Origin of the sequence: Mycobacterium palustre, from assembly GCF_002101785.1 — a bacterium.
Taxonomy (GTDB): Bacteria; Actinomycetota; Actinomycetes; order Mycobacteriales; family Mycobacteriaceae; genus Mycobacterium; species Mycobacterium palustre.
Genome location: NZ_LQPJ01000121.1, coordinates 123,755 through 142,961, shown reverse-complemented (window position 1 = coordinate 142,961; position 19,207 = coordinate 123,755). Strand labels below are relative to the sequence as shown.

General features: G+C 68.9%; 16 protein-coding genes. 1 reads left to right on the top strand and 15 read right to left on the bottom strand.

The annotated features are described in order from the left end of the window. The 13 genes from AWC19_RS20155 to AWC19_RS20095 form a co-directional block, all read right to left on the bottom strand. The coding region (locus AWC19_RS20155; protein WP_342743799.1) for a S8 family serine peptidase at positions 1 to 643 on the bottom strand (643 nt) is incomplete at its 3' end. Then, positions 621 to 2,132 (bottom strand): type VII secretion integral membrane protein EccD, encoded by a 1,512-nt coding sequence (gene eccD, locus AWC19_RS20150; protein ID WP_085079747.1) that lies wholly within the window; start codon positions 2,130 to 2,132, stop codon positions 621 to 623. The genes AWC19_RS20155 and eccD, both read right to left, overlap by 23 nt. 285 nt (positions 2,133 to 2,417) lie before the next feature. Beyond that, positions 2,418 to 3,320: an ESX secretion-associated protein EspG gene (locus tag AWC19_RS20145; protein ID WP_085079746.1), complete on the bottom strand. Its 903-nt coding sequence runs from the start codon at positions 3,318 to 3,320 to the stop codon at positions 2,418 to 2,420. Between the two features lie 87 nt (positions 3,321 to 3,407). After that, positions 3,408 to 3,692, bottom strand: coding sequence for a WXG100 family type VII secretion target (locus tag AWC19_RS20140; RefSeq protein ID WP_085079745.1), 285 nt, complete (start codon positions 3,690 to 3,692; stop codon positions 3,408 to 3,410). A 35-nt stretch (positions 3,693 to 3,727) separates the two neighbouring features. After that, a complete protein-coding gene (locus AWC19_RS20135) occupies positions 3,728 to 4,024 on the bottom strand; it encodes a WXG100 family type VII secretion target (RefSeq protein ID WP_003874404.1) in 297 nt (98 codons plus the stop codon). A gap of 218 nt (positions 4,025 to 4,242) precedes the next feature. Beyond that, the gene (locus tag AWC19_RS20130) at positions 4,243 to 4,542 is read right to left on the bottom strand and encodes a PE family protein (protein ID WP_085079744.1); all 300 of its coding nucleotides are present in this window, start codon (positions 4,540 to 4,542) and stop codon (positions 4,243 to 4,245) included. Positions 4,543 to 4,890: 348 nt separating this feature from the next. Beyond that, positions 4,891 to 6,117, bottom strand: a complete 1,227-nt coding sequence (locus AWC19_RS20125) for a PPE family protein (RefSeq protein WP_142281319.1) — start codon at positions 6,115 to 6,117, stop codon at positions 4,891 to 4,893. 16 nt (positions 6,118 to 6,133) lie between these two features. Further along, on the bottom strand, positions 6,134 to 6,433 hold the full coding sequence (locus tag AWC19_RS20120; protein ID WP_085079742.1) for a PE family protein: 300 nt from the start codon (positions 6,431 to 6,433) through the stop codon (positions 6,134 to 6,136). Between the two features lie 141 nt (positions 6,434 to 6,574). After that, positions 6,575 to 7,801 (bottom strand): PPE family protein, encoded by a 1,227-nt coding sequence (locus tag AWC19_RS20115; protein ID WP_085079741.1) that lies wholly within the window; start codon positions 7,799 to 7,801, stop codon positions 6,575 to 6,577. Positions 7,802 to 8,218: 417 nt separating this feature from the next. Beyond that, on the bottom strand, positions 8,219 to 9,454 hold the full coding sequence (locus AWC19_RS20110) for a PPE family protein (RefSeq protein ID WP_085079740.1): 1,236 nt from the start codon (positions 9,452 to 9,454) through the stop codon (positions 8,219 to 8,221). 11 nt (positions 9,455 to 9,465) lie between these two features. Continuing rightward, entirely contained in the window at positions 9,466 to 9,765 is a 300-nt protein-coding gene (locus AWC19_RS20105) for a PE family protein (RefSeq protein ID WP_085079739.1), read from the bottom strand. Positions 9,766 to 9,936: 171 nt separating this feature from the next. Further along, positions 9,937 to 11,217, bottom strand: a complete 1,281-nt coding sequence (locus AWC19_RS20100) for a PPE family protein (protein WP_085079738.1) — start codon at positions 11,215 to 11,217, stop codon at positions 9,937 to 9,939. A gap of 514 nt (positions 11,218 to 11,731) precedes the next feature. Next, positions 11,732 to 11,926: a ferredoxin gene (locus AWC19_RS20095; protein WP_085079770.1), complete on the bottom strand. Its 195-nt coding sequence runs from the start codon at positions 11,924 to 11,926 to the stop codon at positions 11,732 to 11,734. Positions 11,927 to 12,149: 223 nt separating this feature from the next. Between AWC19_RS20095 and AWC19_RS20090 the strand changes: the two genes are divergently transcribed. Continuing rightward, a complete protein-coding gene (locus tag AWC19_RS20090; RefSeq protein ID WP_085079737.1) occupies positions 12,150 to 13,325 on the top strand; it encodes a cytochrome P450 in 1,176 nt (391 codons plus the stop codon). Positions 13,326 to 13,352: 27 nt separating this feature from the next. On the opposite strand, the gene eccCa is transcribed toward AWC19_RS20090, so the two are convergent. Continuing rightward, positions 13,353 to 17,522 carry a type VII secretion protein EccCa gene (gene eccCa, locus AWC19_RS20085; RefSeq protein ID WP_085079736.1) on the bottom strand — a complete coding sequence of 1,390 codons (4,170 nt, stop codon included), beginning with the start codon at positions 17,520 to 17,522 and terminating at the stop codon, positions 13,353 to 13,355. Next, positions 17,519 to 19,039, bottom strand: coding sequence for a type VII secretion protein EccB (eccB, locus tag AWC19_RS20080; RefSeq protein ID WP_085079735.1), 1,521 nt, complete (start codon positions 19,037 to 19,039; stop codon positions 17,519 to 17,521). The genes eccCa and eccB overlap by 4 nt, the downstream gene beginning before the upstream one ends. Positions 19,040 to 19,207 lie beyond the last annotated feature (168 nt).

Below are 19,207 nucleotides of genomic sequence, written 5' to 3'. Positions count from 1 at the left end.
GGGGCGGGGCGCCGAACGGTCCGGGCGCGGGCGCCTCGGACTGCGGCGGCGGGGGAACCATGGTCACCGTCTGAGGCAGCGGCGACAACGTCACCGTCTGCGGCGGCGGCGCTTTCGGCGGCGGCTCGGTGGTGGGGATGGTGACCGGCCTACGCGGCGCGGCGGGCGGCGCGACGGCGCCGTTGGCCGGTGCGGCGCCGATCATCGACGCCACGATGGTGCCGTGGGCGTCGCAGTCGGAGAGCCCGTCGCCGGCCATGATGTAGTCGCCGCCGGGGAGCAGGTGCGGAAACCTGGGGTGCGGCGTGACACCGGTGTCGATGACCGCCACCTTCTGCCCCGCGCCGCGACCGAACTGCCACGCCTCCTGCAGGTTCAGCATGTCCATGTACTTGGGCTGCAACCGGAAATCGCTGCCCGGCAACACCCCGACCTCGGTGCAGTAGGAGTTTTGCTTCATCGGCGCCGGCGGCCCGGGCGGACCGTCCGGCGGGACGGCGGCCGGATCGACCGTCGGCGGTGAGATCGCGGACGCCGGCGGTAACCCGGCCAGCGCACCCGAAGTGAGCAGGAGCGCGGCGATGGTCGCGCGGGACGCGCGACCACGCCACCTCCTGCGGTCAGCGGTAACGGATCGCCGCATAGACATTCATCAGCCAGAACGCCAACGGGAAGATCGGCATCAGGCAGAGGTACTCTATGTACTCCACGAACTTGCGGAACAGCGGGCTGTAGATGGTGTTGGGCACGACGGCCGCGGCGGTCAGGCCCGCCGCCGGGAGCAGCACCAGGATCGCCGCGCTGATCGACACCGCGAGCGGCGACTGCAGCACGAGCGCGTACCGGATGACCACCGCGGCGACGATGATGACGGCGGTCGCGGCCAGCGTGATCGCCTGCCACCGGTCGACGTAGGAGCGCCCGCGCAGCATCAGGAACCCGGCGCTGAAGCCGGCCAGCAGCAGCGGCAGCCAGCGCTGCCCGGTGTGCGGGTCCGACAGCGCGGTCAGCGACACCACCATCAGCACGCCCAGCCCCAGCAGCAGGCCCGTGAGGAACGAGCGGGCGCGCTCGGCCTGCAGCACGACGTCGCGGACCGACGCGGGACCCTCTAGGACCGGGGCGCCGCCGTCCGCGCGCACCACGGTGGTGGGCAGGTCCGGGCGCGCCTCGAACACCCACCGGCTGGTGGCCGACGGGAAGACGGGCAGCCGGATGCCGGCCAGCCGGCGGGAGATGGCCGGCGCGGCCTGGTAGGCCAGCACGCCGGCCAGCACCACGCAGCTGAAGTTGGTGACCGCGCTGGTCATCGCCACCATGCGCGCGAGGCTGGCGACGGCCGCCACCGCGCTGATCGTGACGAGCGCGGTGTAGATGGCCAGCCGGCGCCCGGTGAAGCGCAGCGTGAGCGCCGCGGCGACGGCGAGCACGCCGAAGCCCAGCACGGCCTGCGGAGACCCGACGCCGCCGGGCGGCGCGGCCGCCGCGGCGACGGTCAGCGGCGCCAGGCCGCTCAGCAGCAGGATGTCGGCGACGCGGCGATCCGAGTCGGTCTTCGCCCGCATCGCCAGCAGGATGGCCACGGTGTAGACCAGGATGCCGATCACCGCGGAGTAGGCGGTCGGCAGCCAGGAATTGTGGTGCCAGCGCCACCACCCCAGCAGGCCGGACGCCGCGGTCGCCCCGACCGCCACCATCGACGCGCCGACCTGCACGGCGACGATCGGGTCGATCGCGGCGAATCGCTTGCTCAGGTTCGCCGCGACGGCGGTGGAGATGTGCTCGATGACCTGCGAGCGGTGCTCGGTGTCCGGGAGGAACCGGATCCACAACCGGTCGCCGTCATAGATGTCTTGCTCGGTCAGCGACTGGGTGGCGCGCAGCGGCGTCCCGTCGACCAGGCACAGCGCCCACCTGCCGCGGCCGGTGGTCTCCAGCGGGGTCTCGCCCAGTTCGCGGAGCCGGCTGTTGACCACTTTCAACAGCGGGTCGGTCATCACCGACACCGGCGCGTTGGCGTCCAGCAGGACGCCGATCTGCACGCCCTCGCCGGCCATGACGCCGACCACCACCGCCCGAGGCTGTGAGATTCCCTCGATTTCTGCCTGTAGGGACTCAGCTACCGCGGTCATCGACCCGCACCTCCTGTCATGGTGATTGTGTAACCCCGTGTCGCCGGCCGCGCGAGGGTCGCCGTCGACCCCTGTGCCGACGCTATGCGGCCTCCCGGGAGGTGCAGCTCGACTAATTCGGATTTCATCTGCCTCGCCTTGCGTTAAAGAGTTGTGGTGACGCTGTTTTTGGAGATTTGCTGATGGTTCTAGGGAAGTATGCCGTCTTGGCGTCCCGGCCGCATGTTATGGGCAAAAGCATTGGTAAAGTTTGTGTTTCGCACGGTGTGAAACCCCGGAATCCCGTCAAACCCTGCTGTGCGTTTTCCACTCGCCATACGGCAGGGTGTCCAGGACCGTTTTGACGCCGACCTGAACCAGCTGCGGCGTCGCGGGGCAGATGGCAAGCCACGCTTCCCCCGACCCCGCGGTGCGGGCCTGCTGATAGAGCGCGATGCGGCCGCCCGAACCGTCCTTGAGCGAGAGCACCGAGGCGCTGGGCCCCTTGGCGTCGTCGCGGTACTGGCGGGCGTAGACGGCGACTTCGGCCGCCGGATCCGACAGCGCCTGGCCCAGCGCGGCGACGGTGGCGGCGCTGATACCCATGCGGCGCAGGTCGCCACCCGAGAAGACGTTGAAGCCGGACTCCTGCCAGGACTTGGTGGCCTCCAGCATTTCCTCCAGCGGGACGTTGACGGCGTTGATGGCCGCGGGCTCGGCGTGGTGGATCGACTCCAGGCCGTCGATCACCAGCGACGCGATCGAGGCGCTGTCGGCGACGGCGACGTCGTCAACCGTGATGTCACTGCCGACCCGCACCGCCGACACCCAGTGCTGACCGCGGCGGGCGAGCACGACCCGGAACTCGTTGTCGGGGATGTCCCGCGAACCTGGCGGCTGGTTCTCGTCCTCGACGACGCCGTAGAGCAGCTTGCCGCGCGACAGCAACGCGATGACCTCGAGGTCGGGCGCGGCGAGGACCCGCATTCGGGCGGCGACCTGTTCGTGTACCTCGTCTCCGACGACAATGCCCTGCTCGCGCATCACCGCCATCCCGGGGTGTTCGTTCAGCCAGTCGCTCGAGTCGGTCGACACGTACGGCCGGCACCTCAATTCCGGCGCGACGTGTCGAATGTCGAGGAGCGCCTGAAGCATCCAGAACCCGTCCACGTTGACGGTGATGTCGGCGCGGGTGCTCTGTTGGTCCATCGATACCCTAAGCAGTCGAAGTGGTCGGAAACCGCAGGACGCGGCAGCACACCGAGGTGTGGTGTGCTGCCGCGCCTGAAGTTGGAGTTAGGCCCAGCTGGACCCGACGGCGCTGTCGGTGCTGGCCATGTTGCTGCCGGCGGTCTGCACCTTCTGGCCGTGGGCGTTGGCCTGCTCGTAGATCACCTGGAAGTTGCGACCCAACTGGGTGATGAACTCCTGGCACGCCACCGAACCGGCGCCACCCCAAAAGTCACCAGCGGCCAGCACATCGCGAACGATGGCCTGGTGCTCGGCCTCCAGCGCCGCAGCCTGAGCGCGAATCGTGGCGCCGTGCGCGTCCACATCGCCGAACTGGTAGTTAATTGTCATAGCGGTGTTCTTTCGAATCGAAAGCGTTGCGTCGGCTAGCTGCTGAGGATTTGCTGGGAAGCCTGCTCTTGCTGCTCGTAGTTGTTGGCGTCGCGGATCAGCCCGTCACGCACCCCGTGCAGCATGTTCACGATGTTGCGGAACGCCTGATTGACCTGACCCATGGTGTCGTAGGAGGTCGCCTGCGCCTGGCCGCTCCAGCCCGCACCGGCAATGTTCATCGACGACGCCCACATCTTGCGCGCCTCGTCCTCAACAGTCTGAGCGTGGACCTCAAAACGGCCCGCCATCGCCCGCATCTCGTGCGGGTCAGTCATGAAACGTGTTGCCATGTCGGCTTTCTCCTTAGTACTCAGTGACTTGGTTTTCAGTTGTGTTGGCGACGGGCCGGACGGTTACGCGCTAACGCACCGCCGACCCGCATGCAGAGAAGCTGTCCCCTCCCCGTTCCCCAACCGCGGTGTCGGGATCGGTGAAGTAAGTGTCGGCATGTCGGGGCGCCGTCCCGGACTGGTAGTCGCGCCCCGACATCCTCGAACTGCCGAATCGGCTAGCCGGTTGCCGCGGCGTTGGCGGCCTCGGTGGCGGCGTACGAACCCGAGCTGATCGCCAGGGTGTTCACGAATTGCTCGTGGATCGCTGCGGCCTGGGCGCTTACCGCCTGGTACATCTGCGCGTGCGCGGCGAATTGAGCCGCGGTGAGCGCCGACACCTCGTCGGCGGCGGCGGGCACCACCCCGGTCGTTGGGGCCGCCGCAGCCGCGTTCTGGGCGCTGAGCGCGGAGCCGATCCCCTGCAAGCTCCCCGCCGCCGCGGCCAAAGCCTCCGGCTGTGTGGTCACGAACGACATAGTTTTCCCTCCTCGATTGCCTCCGGCACTCTGTGCAAGAGATTAGATGACAACATCGATTTCAAGCGGTCTACGGCACCACCTGTTTGCAATTGTTCACTGGATGGCACGGCGAATTCACTTTTGGTAACGACACAGTAACAGGGTCCGGCCCGGAACGGGGGTCTTGCAGGACGCTCACAGCAAACCGCCAGCCGCCGTGCACGGGGAGACCCTCGCCGGGCGGGCTGACCAGTAAGTATGGCGGTCGCCCGCGCCGTGACGCAACCCCGGGGAGCAAATGCCCCGGGGGGGCGCGTGGCGGGCCGCCGTAACCGTCGAGCGTCATCGCCGTTCGCCGGGTCGCAACTATCCGGCCGCGGGCGGGCGGGCCATCACTGTGGGCTTGAACCCGTAGCGCGGTCCGGCACCCGACGATCCGGTGCCCGCACCGGCCAGCGGCATGCCGCCCAGCAGGTTTCCGGCGCCCGCGTCGGGGGCTTCCCGCACGTTGCTGACCGGGATGGCGGTGGCGTGGCTGGGCGCCGCGGCGGGCCCCGACCAGGAGGCCGGCACCGACAGCTTGCCGATCGAGGTCGCGCTGCCCAGGTGGGCCGCCACGGGCGGGGCGCCGCCGCCCCCCAGCAGCCCGCCCAGCCCGGGCAGGCCCTTGGGCACGGCGGCCGCGGCCGCCGGCGCCGCGCCGCCGAGCACCCCCGCCGTTTTCGCGGTCTGAGTCAGGAAGTTGGACATACCGATGCTGAAGTAAGGCAGACCCTCGGTGTTATAGAAGACGCCCGCATACGGCGACACCGCCGACATGAACGCCGAAAGGCTGCTACCCGGGAAGCTCGTGCTCCCGAACAAGATCTTCCAGAGCCAAGACAGCGGCCCGGAAGACGACGTCAGGAAGTCCCATTCCTGGTTAATGGGTCCATAGAACGGCGCGGCGAGGCTTAGCAGCTGGGCGGTGATCTGGCTGATTGCGTTGTTGATCTGCTGCTGGATTGAGCCGACCGACGTCCCCGCGGCGGAGGTGACCGCGGCGGCCTGCGTGGTCGAGGCGGCCGGATTGGCGACCTGCGGCGCCGCGGTGAATGGCGTAACCGTCGAAGCGCTCGCCGAGTTGCCGGCATAGCTGTACATCGTTGCGGCGTCTTGGGCCCAAAATTCCAAATATTGGGCCTCCAGCTGGGCGATGATCGCCGTGTTCTGCCCCAAGATGTTGGTCGCCACCGCCTGCGCCTGCTCCGCCCGGTTCGCCGCGATGAGCGGCGGCGGCACGATCGAGGCGATGGCGTTCTCGTACGCCGCGGCGGCCGCGCTGGCCTGCGTGGCCGCCTCCTCGGCCCGGGCCGCGGTGGTGCTCACCCAGTCGATATACGGTTGCAGGGCCGCGGCCGCCGACGCCGAGGCGGGGCCCAGCCACTCCTCGCCCGCCAACTGGGTCACCACGTTCTCGTAGCCCAGAGCGGCGGCGTTCAGCTCGGCGGCCAGCGAGTTCCACGCGGAGGCCGCGGCCACCAGCGGCGCCGAGCCCGCACCGGCGTACAAGCGCGCCGAGTTGATCTCCGGTGGCAGCGCACCAAAATCGATTGCCATGTTCAGACCCCTAACCGGCCGCGGCCGCGTTGGCCGCCTCGGTGGCCGCATACGACCCGGCGCTGACGCCCAAGGTGTTGACGAACAACTCATGAATGGCCGCGGCCTGGGCGCTCACGGCCTGGTACACCTGAGCGTGGGCGGCGAACTGCGCCGCCGTCAGCGCCGACACCTCGTCGGCCGCCGCCGGCACCACCCCCGTGGTCGGCCCCGCCGCCGCGGCGTTCTGGGCGTTCAACGACGACCCGATGCCCTGCAGGGTGCCCGCCGCAGCCGCGAGCGCCTCCGGCTGCGTAGTCACGAACGACATGTTGTCGCCTCCTCGATATTCGTGGGTTGATGGCGCACCTCGCCGGCGTTCGGCCGAGGTGCGTCGATTCGCCGCGGCCGGGCGGCCGTCGGGCGAAGTCGGTGGTTGCGCCGCATTGCGCCGTTTTCGACAGACATCGCGCTATCCGGCGGACGGCGGTCGGGTGAGCACGCTGCGCCTGAATCCGTACTCGCGCGGGGGCCAGGCCGAGCCGGCGCGCCGGCCGCCGCTGCCCATCGGGATGCCGCGCAGCAGCCCGCTCGGTCCGCCCTGCGGGTCGGTGACGTAGTCGACGGCGATGGCCTGCGCGGCCTGTTCCTCGATCACGCCGGGCGAGGACGCCCAGTTCGTCGGCACCGACAACCCCCCGATCTTGGTGGCCGAGGAGAGGCTCGCCGACACGGCGTTGGGGGCCGCGCTGCCCACCGCGCCCAGGTGGAGACCGGCGAATTGCGGTGTGGCATACCAGGCTCCACCAGCGCCGGCCGTGGCTCCCCCGGGACCGAAGGTCAACTGTTGCGTGATGGAGCCGAAGAAGCTCATGATGCCGACGGAAAAGTATGCGAGCCCAACGGTGCCGCGGGACAACGCCGTTCGGTTCGCGACGTTGAGGTTGGCGAACTGCTGCACGATCCACCAGTTGTACGGGTTCAGCGGTGAGGCCAGGGCCCCGGACGAAAGTTGTTGCAGCGCTTGGTTTATCGTCGCGACTAGCGACGTGCCTGAGATGGTGTTCGGGGTGACGCCGAGCGCCGGGGTCGTTGCGGCCGCTTGCGAGCTGGTGCCGGCCGGGGTGGCGAGGGCCTGACTGACGGCAGCCGCCTGAGCGGACAGCCCGCCCTGGTCGGTGTTTTGTGCGGGTTCGGTGAACTCGGTGAGCCGCGTGGCGACCGCCGAGGCGGCGGCGTAGCCGTACATGGCGGTGGCGTCCTGGGCCCACATTTCGGCGTATTGGGCTTCGGTGGCAGCGATCGCTGGTGTGTTCTGACCGAAGAAGTTGGTCGCCACCAGCGTCGCCAGCAACGCCCGGTTGGCCGCGATCACCGGTGGCGGGACCGTCAGGTCGAACGCGGCTTCGAGGGCCGCCGCGGCGGCCCTCGCCTGGTTGCCGGCCTCTTCGGCCGCCGCCGCCGCCGAGTTGAGCCAGTCCACGTAGGGGGTGGCCGCGGCCAGCATGGACCGCGACGCCGGGCCGAGCCACGAGCTGGTCAACTCGGCGATCACCGACGTGTAACCGGCCGCCGTGTTGCCCAGCTCGGCGGCGACCCCATCCCACGCCCCGGCCGCGGCCATCAGGGATCCCGAACCAGGGCCCGCGTACATCCGGCCCGAGTTGATCTCCGGCGGTAACGCCCCGAAGTCGAACACCTGTCCCCTCGCAAGCTGTTTCACGCGACGAAAATTTGCTTGCTTGAGGCTAAGGGGGCGCGATCCCTCGGCGCCCCGGCTCGGCGCCGACGCCGCCCCGCGTGGCCGCGCAGTAGGCGCGGTTGCCCCGCTGGCCACCTCGGCGACTCGCGGCCGGCGACAAGGTGACGGCACGGCCGTCAACTGCAGAAATACGGCGAGGATTTGCCCGGGGGACGTGGTGGCACGGCGGCGCCGGGACCGGTGTGCGCGGGGGCCGAAACCGTGCCGCCGGGTAAAAATCCGGCCGCAGATAAAAGCCCTGACGGCGGCGCCGAGATGGCTAGCCGGGACGCAAGTGGTCGGGTCGTCGCCAGATACGGCCGTGGGCGCAGGCAATCATGCCTGCGCCCACGACGCGCGTTAACAGAAGGGCAGCTAGCCGCCCAGGGGTGGCCGCGCCATAACGGTCGGGCGGAACCCGTACCGTGGCCCGGCACCGCTGGAGGCGCCGGAGCCCACCCCGGCCAGCGGCATGCCGCCCAGCAGGTTTCCGGGCCCCCCGGAGGCGGCCTCCGGGGCGGCGCTGACCGTGCTGACCAGCTGAGGCGCGACATGCCCCGTCGCCGGGGCGACCGACCCAGCCCAGGTGGCCGGCACCGACAGCTTGCCGATCGAGGTCGCGGCGCCCAAGTGGGCCGCCGCTCCGCCGGCCCCGCCGCCGAGCAGCCCACCCAGGCCGGGCAGGCCCTTGGGCACGGCGGCCGCGGCTGCCGGTGCCGCCCCGCCGATAGCCCCGACCGTCTTGGCCATCTGAACACCGAAGTTCCCCATACCAACGCTGAAGTACGGCAGACCCTCGGTGTTGTAGAAGAAGCTCGCGTAGTTCGAGTAACCACCCAGGAACGTACCGATGTTCGACGGCAGGACCGTCTGGCCACTGATGAGGAACCAGGCCTCCTGCAGCAGCGGGTTGGACGACGAGAACAGCGATGCGCTCTGGGTCGTCGTGGTGGGGCTGGCGAACGGCCCCGCCAGTTGTGCGAGCTGGGTCTGGATCTGGGTGAGGAAGCTCTGCAGGGTCTGCTGGATCGAGGCGGCCGGACTGCTCGCCGCCGCCGCGGCCTGGGTACTGGCAGCGGCCGGATTGGCGACCGCGGGCGCGTTCTGGAACGGCGTCACCTTCGTCGCCGCCGCCGATTGTCCCGCGTAGCTGTACAACGCCGAGGCGTTTTGGGCCCAAAACTCCTGGTACTGGGCCTCCAGCTGCGCGATGATGCCGTTGTTCTGACCCAGCACGTTGGTCGCCGTGGCCTGCGACAGCTCGGTGCGGTTCAGCGCGATCAGCGGCGGCGGCACCACCGAGGCGAGCACGGTCTCGTAGGCCGCCGCGGCGTTCTGAGCCTGGGCGGCGGCCTCCTCGGCCTGCGCGGCGGTGGTGGCCATCCACTGCGCGTACGGCTCCGCCGCGGCCGCCATCGACGCCGAGGCCGGCCCCAGCCACTCCTCGCTGGCCAGCTGCGTGACGACGGTGTCATAGCCCAACGCCGCCGAATTCAGCTCCGCGGCAAGCCCGTTCCACGCGGAGGCGGCCGCCATCAGCGACCCAGAGCCCGGACCCGCATAGATCAGCGCGGAGCTGATCTCGGGAGGCAACAACCCCAAATCAGACACGTTCCGACCTCCTAGCCTGTCGCGGCCGCGTTGGCCGCCTCGGTCGCTGCGTACGACCCCGAGCTGATGCCCAGGGTGCTGACGAACTGCTCGTGAATCGCCGCGGCCTGGGCGCTGACGGCCTGGTACATCTGGGCGTGCGCGGCGAACTGCGCCGCGGTCAGCGCCGACACCTCGTCCGCGGCCGCAGGCACCACGCCCGTCGTCGGGGCCGCCGCGGCGGCATTCTGGGCGCTCAACGCCGAGCCGATGCCCTGCAAGCTGCCGGCCGCCGCCGCCAGCGCTTCTGGCTGCGTAGTCACAAACGACATTTGGTTTCCTCCTCAACCTTCAGGCTCGATGACCTTTAAGGAACGCGTTGCTGGTGAAGCTCACTTGCGGACATAGCTCGCTAGTGAGACTAAATTGGATCCGGTCGGGTCCCGCCTCCTTAGCGCGAACTGTTTACTGGTGGACAACTGATGTTCATCTCGGGCCCGTCATCATCCGGCCGACGGCGGGCGCGTCAGCACGCTGTAGCGGAAGCCGTATTTGTTCGTGTAGCCGTAGCCTGCGCTGCGCCGACCCACGCCTCCCATCGGCACGCCGCGCAGCAGGGCGTTCCCGGGGGCGCCCGCACCGGCGTGTGCCGGCGTTTCCTCGGCGGCGGCGAGCGTGACGGTGGCCTCTGAAGTCGGTGTCGACCAGTTCGCCGGCACCGACAGCGCACCGATCTTGCCGGCCCCGCCGGTGCTCGCCTCTATCGCCCCAGCGGTGTGCGGGATGCCGCCCAGACCGCCGCCGACTGCGCCCAGGTGCAGGCCACCGAACTGCGGGGTCGGGAACCAGGCACCGCCGGCGCCGGCCGTCGCACCACCGGGGCCGAAGGTCAGCTGCTGGCCTATCGACCAGCCGAAGTTTCCGATACCGACCCCGAAGTACGCCTGCAGGAACTGTCTCGCCTCGTTGTACAGGGGGCTTATGCCGCTGGACGGAAACGACAAGCCATTGTTTTTGATCCCGAACCAGTCGTTGAGCGAGGTGGGCAACCCGTATTGAAGGAAATCCTCGAACTGTTGCTGCAGCATCGTGAAGGGCCAGTTTGTGGGTTGCAGGCCCGACACCCACTGCAGCGCCATTTGCTGCAGCGTCTGGGGGATCGAGGCGGCCGCCTGCGCCGCCGTCTGTGCGGAGTTCCCGGCCGGCTCCGAGGTCGCCTGCGCGACCGCAGCGCCCTGCTGGGCCGGCGCGTCGGGCGTGCTGGTGTTCGGCGGGGACGGGTACGGGGTCAGCACGGTGGCGGCCGCCGAGGATGCGGCGTAGCCGTACATCGCCGCGGCGTCCTGGGCCCACATCTCCATGTACTGCGCTTCGGTGGCCATGATGGCGGGGGTGTTTTGCCCGAAAAAGTTGGTCGCGACGAGCGTCATCAACAACAGCCGGTTGGCCGCAATCACGGGCGGGGGCACCGTCATCGCGAACGCCGCCTCGAAAGCGCCCGCGGCGGCGCGCGCCTGACTGGCGCTCTCCTCTGCCAGGCCGGCGGCGGTGCTGAGCCAGGTCACGTAGGGAACGACCGCCGACACCATCGCGGTGGACGAGGGGCCCACCCATGGCGCGCTGGTCAGCTCCGTGATCACCGAGTTGTAGCCGCTGGCGGCCGTCGACAGCTCCGCGGCCAGCGCATCCCAGGCCGTCGCGGCAACCATTATCGACTCGGCTCCCGGACCCGCGTACATCCGACCGGAATTGATTTCGGGCGGTAACGCTCCGAAGTCGAACACCGTGTCCTCCTCAGTTGGCCGTGATCGCGATGGCGATCTCGGCTGTCACATAAGAACTCTGGCGGTCGCAGTCACGACCTCGTACAAACATCGGTACCGCCGGGCGCCATTACCCGTCGGATGTCGTTGTCTGACTCGGACCTTGGGGCCAGCAAATCCGGTTGGCGGGGTAACCGCCGCGCCACCGCGCGACCCGTTCGTTGTCCCCGAATCGGTGGCCAGCCACCAGAATTCCCGGACATTTGCTTTCGAACGACGTCCACGACGCGCCTCGGTCGACCCGCTGTCAGCAACCGAGCGACAGCTCTTTTGTGTCCGAACTGCCGCTCGCGAGAAACATTAGTTGGTCGTTTCGGGGGCCGCCGACCCGCGACGCCAACTGTTCATTCCCGGCCAACCAAAGTTCACTCCCGGCCAACCGCGGTTCACCAAGAACGACCGAATGTTCACCTGCGGTTCGCATGTCGCGTTTGCGGCGGGCTCACATAAGTTTCTGAGCCCGCCCTTATCGGTGTCAGTCCTCGTCGAGGATCAACGCCATTTCCGGGCACGAGGCCACGCCGTCGCGCGTCAGCTGCTCGTCCTCGGGCCGCACCTCGCGCTCTTCGAGGATCGAATAGCCCGACTCGTCGATCGGGAACAGGTTTGGATCGACGGCGAAACACTGGGCGTGGCCCACACATCTGGACTTCTCGAGACGAACCTTCACTAGGTTTTCCTTCATCGGCGGCTTCGGGGAACACCCAGATGAACTAGACGAATCGATAGATAGATTAGTCGCTCGCTCGCGGCCGCCGGGTGCAGGCTCATACTCGCCAGCCGATTGGCCCCCTTTTTGCGCGCATGCGATATTGGTGTGCCAGCCGAAATCGGTGACGACGAGGTTCCAAGCAGGGCCTGGCAACAAACAGACAAGCGGAGATCACCAGCGCATGAGCACCCTTGGCGACAGCCAGCCAGGCACGTTCTACCTGCCGCGGCTCGACTACTTCAAGTTGCCGATGTCCGCCGACCGCGGTGTCGGCTGGAAGGCGCTGCGAGACGCCGGGCCGGTGGTCTTCATGAACGGCCACTACTACATCACGCGCCGCGAGGATGTCCTTGCCGCGCTGCGCAATCCCAAGGTTTTCTCGTCCCGGCTGGCGCTGCAGCCCCCGGGTTATCCGCTGCCCGTGGTGCCGCTGGCGTTCGACCCGCCCGAGCACACCCGCTACCGCAAGATTCTGCAGCCCTACTTCAGCCCTGCCGGCTTGGCCAAGTCCCGGCCCATACTGGAGCGCCACGCCGCGGAGATGATCGCCGCGGTCGCCGAACGGGGCAAGTGCGAGGCGATGGCGGACTTTGCGCGGCTGTACCCCTTCGAGGTGTTCCTCGATCTTTACGGCCTGCCGCTCAAGGACCGCGACATGTTGATCGATTGGAAAGACTCCGTCGTCTCCGACAAGGTCTATCTCGGCCCTGAGGACATCGACAAGGGGCAGAAGCTGTTGGCGTACCTGTCGGAGGTGATCCAGCAGCGCCGCAAGAACCCCGGCGATGACATGTTGTCGCATGTGATGACCGGCGACGGCGACTTTTCCGATCTCGAGCTGCTCGGCATGAGCCACCTGTTGATCCTGGCGGGCCTGGACACGGTCACCGCGGCCATCGGATTCTCACTGTACGAACTCGCGCGCAGGCCGGAACTGCGCGAAGCGTTGCGCGAAAACCCAAGGCAGATCAGGGTTTTCATCGAAGAGATCGTTCGCCTGGAGCCGTCGGCGCCGGTGGCGCCGCGCGTGACGACGGAAATGGTGACCATCGGGGGCATGACGCTGCCGGCGGGCACACCGGTGCGGTTGTGCATGGCAGCGGTCAACCGCGACGGCACCGACGCGATGTCGAGCGACGAGCTGGTCATGGACGGCAAGGTGCACCGGCACTGGGGTTTCGGCGGCGGACCGCACCGCTGCCTGGGCTCCCATCTGGCGCGGATCGAGCTGACCATCGTCGTCGCCGAATGGCTCAGGCAGATCCCCGATTTCGATGTGCCGTCCGACTACATACCCGAAATCAAGTTTCCCTCAAAGACTTTCGCGCTCATCGAGCTGCCGCTGCACTGGGGCTAAGCCCAGCGCAGCGGCAGCGCGCGGTGACTACGTGCGGAACTCGGTGGCCGCCACCTGGACGAACACCCCGGTGTCCTCGGCCATCAGCAGGCCTCGGCCACGGGGCAGCGGGCCGCCCTTCATCTTGCCGCGGATGAAGCCCTCGTCCGGGTCGGCGTCCATCACCAGCAGCGGCGCGTTGGCCTGGTGCAGCGCCCGCAGCATCGGGTCGCTGCCCGCCGACGACCAGCCGCCGAAGGTGCGGGTGACGATCACGTGCAGGCCCACGTCGGCGGCCCGGGTCACCCACGCGGCGGCCTTGTGCAGCGGCGAGTCGAAGCCCGCCGGCAGCTGCTGGATGTCGTCGACGATCAAGAAGATCTCCGGGCCGCTCCACCAGGAGTGCGACAGCAGCTCCTGGGCCGACAACCCCGGCGGTGGTTCCCGGCTGGCCAGCAGCGCCGACATGTCGTTCATCATCGCCTGCACGCCGTCGAGGTTGTACGCGAAGTTCTCGACGTACTCCGAGCCCAGCACGGTCAGCAGCTGGCGCCGCGGGTCGACCAGCCACACCTGGGCGGACGGGCGCCCCGCCGGCGGCGGGGGCGCGCTGGAGGCGCCGGGCGCGTAGAGCCGGCCGATCTCGGACATGATCGTGGCCAGCGTCGTGGTCCGCCCACACTCGCGCCGACCCGTCACCATCAGGTGCGCGTTCTCGGCGAAGTTGAGGTAGACCGGCGCCAGGTCCAACTCCGAGATGGCGAAGGCGATCCCGCCCGCACCGACGCCCTCGCGAGTGTCGCGGGCTGCCAGCTCGCGCACCTGCTCGACGCCGAACCGGGCCGGCAGCCGGCGCACCGGCGGGGCCTGGCCGGTCGCGAGCCGGCTGACCGCCTCGACGATGCTGTCGGACGCGAACACGTTGTCGGGGGTGCTGCCCAGCGCGGGCCGCGCCACCAGCGTGTGCAGGCCGGCCTGCGGGTCGGAGTCCAGGCGGACGTAGTTGACCGCGACCATGCCGCGCCCCGGCTTGACCGGAACCTCCTTGGCGAACCGCGACCGCACCAGCTTGGCGTCTTCCACCGCGGCCAGCCGCAGCTCGACCCGCGAACCGAAACCGCTGCGCACCGGCGGCCGCAGCTCGGACTCGCGGTCGGCGGTGACGATCACGTGCACACCGAACGACGGGCCCTGGTTGATGATCAGGTTCACCTGCTCGATGAGCACCTCGTTGTCCTCGGCCAGCGCCCGGTAGTTGTCGATCACCAGGTAGACGTCGCCGAACCCGTCGTTGGGCACCGGACCGGACTCGCCGGCGAACTTGCGGCGCCGGAACACCTCCATCGAGGCGATCCCGTACTCGAGGAAGGTCCGCTTGCGCTCGCGGACCAGCGCCAGCAGCTCGGCCACCGTGCGGCGCACGCCGTACGGGTCCGTCGGACCGGCCACCTCGCCCACGTGGGGCAGCCGGGCGACCGTGGTCAGCGCGGTACCGCTGTAGGCCAGGCAGTAGAACTGAACCTGCTCGGGCGTGTGGGTCAGCGCCGCCGAGCAGATCAGCGTCTGCAGCGCCGTCGTCTTGCCCGACCCGCCGGCGCCCAGGATCAGCACGTTCGCGCCGGGGCCCGAGGTGTCCACCGTCCACGGCGGCTGGTCGTGCTTGAACGGACGGTCGATGATGCCGATCGGGAACACCAGGTCCTGCGCCTTGCCGTAGTCCTGCTGCCACGGGTGGCCGAGGAACCTGTTGACCAATTCGTCGATGGCGATGGGCTGGTTCAGCGGCGGCTGCCACAGCCGGTACGGCTCGAATTCGATCCTGCGCAGCTGATCGATGATCACCGTGCCGACCTTCGGGGTGCGGATGCCCTCTTCGTCTTCCTCTTCGAGCTCGATGGGCTGCACCTCGCCGTTGCCGTTCGACAGGGCGGGGGGCACCTGCACCTCGGGTCCCCCGACGCTGACCTCGAGCGGGGTGAAGTTGTTCGTGAACAACTGCGGGCGGACGTAGTCGATGCTGTGCACCAGCGCCGGGGCTTCCTCGCCGTCGACGGTGATCCCGCGCGGGATGTAGTCCCGCCACAGGAACTCGGCCTGGAAGCGGACGATGTCCTCGAGGCTGCGGCGGAAGTAACCCAGACCGGCCTGGGCGGGCAGGTTCACCGCGTTGGGCACGCCGGCGGCCTGCGCCGCACCGGCGGTGCGCGCCTTCAGCACCAGCCGGTAACCCATGTTCTCCATGAGCTTTTCGGCTCGGCTCTCGATGGTCTGCGAGGCCATCATCAGGTGGATCCAGTAGGCGCGGCCCTGACGGCCGATCGAGTCCAGGACGTCGACCGCCGTGGGCATGATGCGGAACCACTCGTAGAACTCGTCGATGACGACCACCAGCATCGGCAGCGGCGGCATGTCCTGGCCGCGGGCCCGCATGCGGGAGCGCACCGAGTTGTACTCCTTGGCGTCGTCGACGCCGGCGCTGTCGCAGATGGCCTTGCGGCGGGCGATCTCGCCCCACAGCGCGTCGAGGAAGCGCTCCATCAGCGCCTGGTCCTCTTCCAGGTCGGTGATGATGCGCGACACGTGCGGCACGCCCGCGAACGGCTTGACCGCCGACCCACCCTTGAGGTCGGCCAGCACGAACTGCAGCTCCTCGGGCGGATGGCCCAGCATCAGCGACTCGATCACGGTTCGCACCAGCGTCGACTTACCCGAACCGGTAGTACCCGACATGACGCCGTGCGGGCCGTCGCCGCCCTCGTCCAGCGACTTCATGTCCAAGAACAGCAGCTCGCCGTTGTCGGAGCGGTTGCCGAACGGCGCCCGCAGGCGCGACCGGCCCATCGTGTCGGACCGGCCGCCCCACAGCGAGTCGAAGTCGATGTCGGCCGGGTCGTCGATCCCGTAGTAGGACAGGATGTCCCGGGCGCCGATGTGGGCGACCCGCTGCCCGATCTCCTCGTAGGCCTCCGCGAGCCGCCAGCGCGCCAGCTTCTGGGCGAACTCTTCGGCCTCGGCGATGCTCAGGTGGTCGGTGAGGGCGAAGAACCACGGCTTCTCGTCGATCACCATCCAGGTGTCGCGGTCGCGGGGCAGCGCCTCGATCACGCCCCGGTCGTCGAACCGCAGCGTCCGCTCGGGCACCGACGACCACATCGAGGCGCCGGTCAGGTCGAAGAACGTCACGCCGTCGATGCCTTCGGCGCTGATCACGTACTCCCACTGCGGGTCGGTGGCGTCGGCGACGATGACGGTGTGCGGCGTCGGGGTCTGCGCCGACGAGCTGGCGTGCCGGGGCGTGAAAGAGCCGCGGCCGGCAAACAATTCGGCTTGCTCGGCGGCGAACTCGCGCACCGAGCCGTAGACCATGCGGGCGTTGCCCGCCGCGTCCTGGCGTCGCGGGTCGCCGAAGTGCGGAAGCCACTTCACCCAGTCCCACTGCTCCAGGTCCGAACTGACCACGATCATCTGGACGTGGTCGGGCCCGTGGGAGAAGGTCAGCTGGCAGATGATGGCCCGCATCAGGCCCAGCACCTGCTCGCGGTCGCCGACCAGCGAGTACCAGGGCTCGACCAGCAGCGAGATCATCTTGGGCAGGTTGTAGACGACGCTCTGGTAGCGACCGAACTCCTGAAGCGCCTTACCGGTCACCGGCTCGAGCTCGATGTCGGTCGGCATGTTCTGCGGCTCACCCCAGGTCACCTCGGGGCGCGTCATGCCCACGCCGACGCGCACCACACCGAAGTTGAGGTCCTTGCCGTCGGGCTTGCGTTCCCACATCCGCGGCGACCCGACCGCGGCCGGCAGCGTCGTCGGCGCCGGGTGGAACCAGCGGTAGTTGGCGTCCATGCTGTCGGCGGACTCGTGGGCGGTCTCGCGCAGCATGTCCAGCATCAGCATGAACTGGGCGCGCATCGCGTCCAGCTTCGGCCGGCTCATCTGCTGCTGGCCGCCGAACCGGCCGCCGAACATCATCATCGCGACGCCGCCGATCATGAAGATCGGGAAGATGGCGCCCGCGCCGCCGAACACGTGCGAGCCGCTGGCGAAGGTCATGGCGACCATGCCGATCAGCAGGCCGACGACCAGGACGCCGACCACCACCAGCCACCAGGGCTTCCCCTCGGGCGGCGGGATGCTCAGCGGTGTCGGGAGGACAATGTTCTCCGGCTTGATGACCGGCGGCTTCTCCGGCGTCGGCCGCGCAAATCCACGTTTCACTTCGGTACCACCAACTCTGCAGGGGACATGTCCATCGGTAGGGTGTCGTGCTCCACTAAGGCATCCGCCCGCGACAACGTCGGACCCTGTGGCAGCAGCCGCAGCGCCACCCACGGCGCCAGGCTGGGGGTGCCCTTGAGGCCCAGGGCCTCCCGGACGTCGCGGGTGTCGTCCACGCCGAAGCGGGCGCCCGCGTCCGTCAGCCACCACAGCGATTCGGTCGTCTTGGCGCCCGGGTCGTTGCCGGTGACGGCCACGAAGTTGGCGTAGTCGGGACCGAAGTAGACCTGGTCGGCCTCGCGGCCGGTGGTGTCGGCCTTGACCAGCGACACGACCTTGTGCTGTTCCTTTTGCGCCACCGGAATGGTCGAGCCGGAGACCACCTGGATGCGGGCCCGGTTCTCGCCGGAGGTCTTCTGCCACCACCAGCAGGTCGCCGGGTTCTCCCGGATGTCGGTCACGTTGAGCGGATTGTCCGGGTACGACGACAGGTCCAGCTTGTTGACCACCGGCATCTTGGCCAACGCGGCCGGCTCCACGGTCACCGGCTTGGTGCTGGTGCCGGGGCCCCCGGCGTTCTGCAGGATCTGGGCCACCAGCGGTGGCAGCGTCTGCACGCCGTCGGTCAACACCAGCGAATACTGTTGCGGCCCGCTGATTTGCGGGGTGACGATCACCGTTCCGACCGGACCCGGCGCCCCGGCGAACGTCGCCGGCGAGCCGGCGTTGGGCACCTCGGGCACCGTCAGCTCGGGCCCCACCGGCAGCGCGTCGAACAGCGCACGGCTCATCGGCTTGGCCATGCTGACCTGCTCGGGCGTCAGGCCCAGCGGCAACAGCACCGAGCGGTTCATCGCGTCGATGCGCGACCGGCGGCCCTCACGGATCACCCACGCGTCCCCGCCGTAGCTGAGCACCACCGCGTCCGACCCGTTCAGGACCCGACGGTGCCCGCTGAGGTCCGGGGTACCGTCGATCACCGTCACGGTCACCCCCGACGGCGCGCCGACCCCGGTCGAACCCACGGTGTCGCACACCAGCCAGGACGACGCCGCCGGGGTCTTGGGCGCGAACTGCGTGGGCGCGCCCGGTATGCCGACCAGGGGCCCGCGCGGCAGGTTCGCGATCTGGCTCGACCGAACCAGGTGCGGGTTGTCCGGCCGCCCGGTGATCAGCCGCGCCGACGCCAGGTTCAGCGCCGGATACAGCTTGTCGCCGACGCGCACGTACAGGGCGCCGGAGTCGCGGTCGGCGATGATCGGCGACTCGTTGATCTGGCCCGACGGGCTGAGGAACGACCACAGCAGCGCGCCCAGGCAGATCACCAGCGCCGCCGACACCGACGCCACCACGGCCAGCGTCTGACGCCGTCCCGGCTCGATCTCCATCCGGACCCGCCACCGGGTCAGCGCCATCGCGGTACGGCGGGCTAGGAACTGATAGCCCGTGACCTGGGTTTTGGTCGACAACCCGAGGCCGTACCCCGACCCCCGCTGCCCGCGACTCTCTTCCGCCACGCTATTTCACCATCCGGTCTGCTAGAACGCCTGGATCTGGTCCCTGTAGGGACGTCCAGCGCGCGAATTGCTTCGACAACCGTGACAACCGTAAGCGACCCGCACGGACCCCGCCACGCGTTGCCCTGTGCGTTATCTTTTGTTCACATTTCGCTATGTAGGCCAATG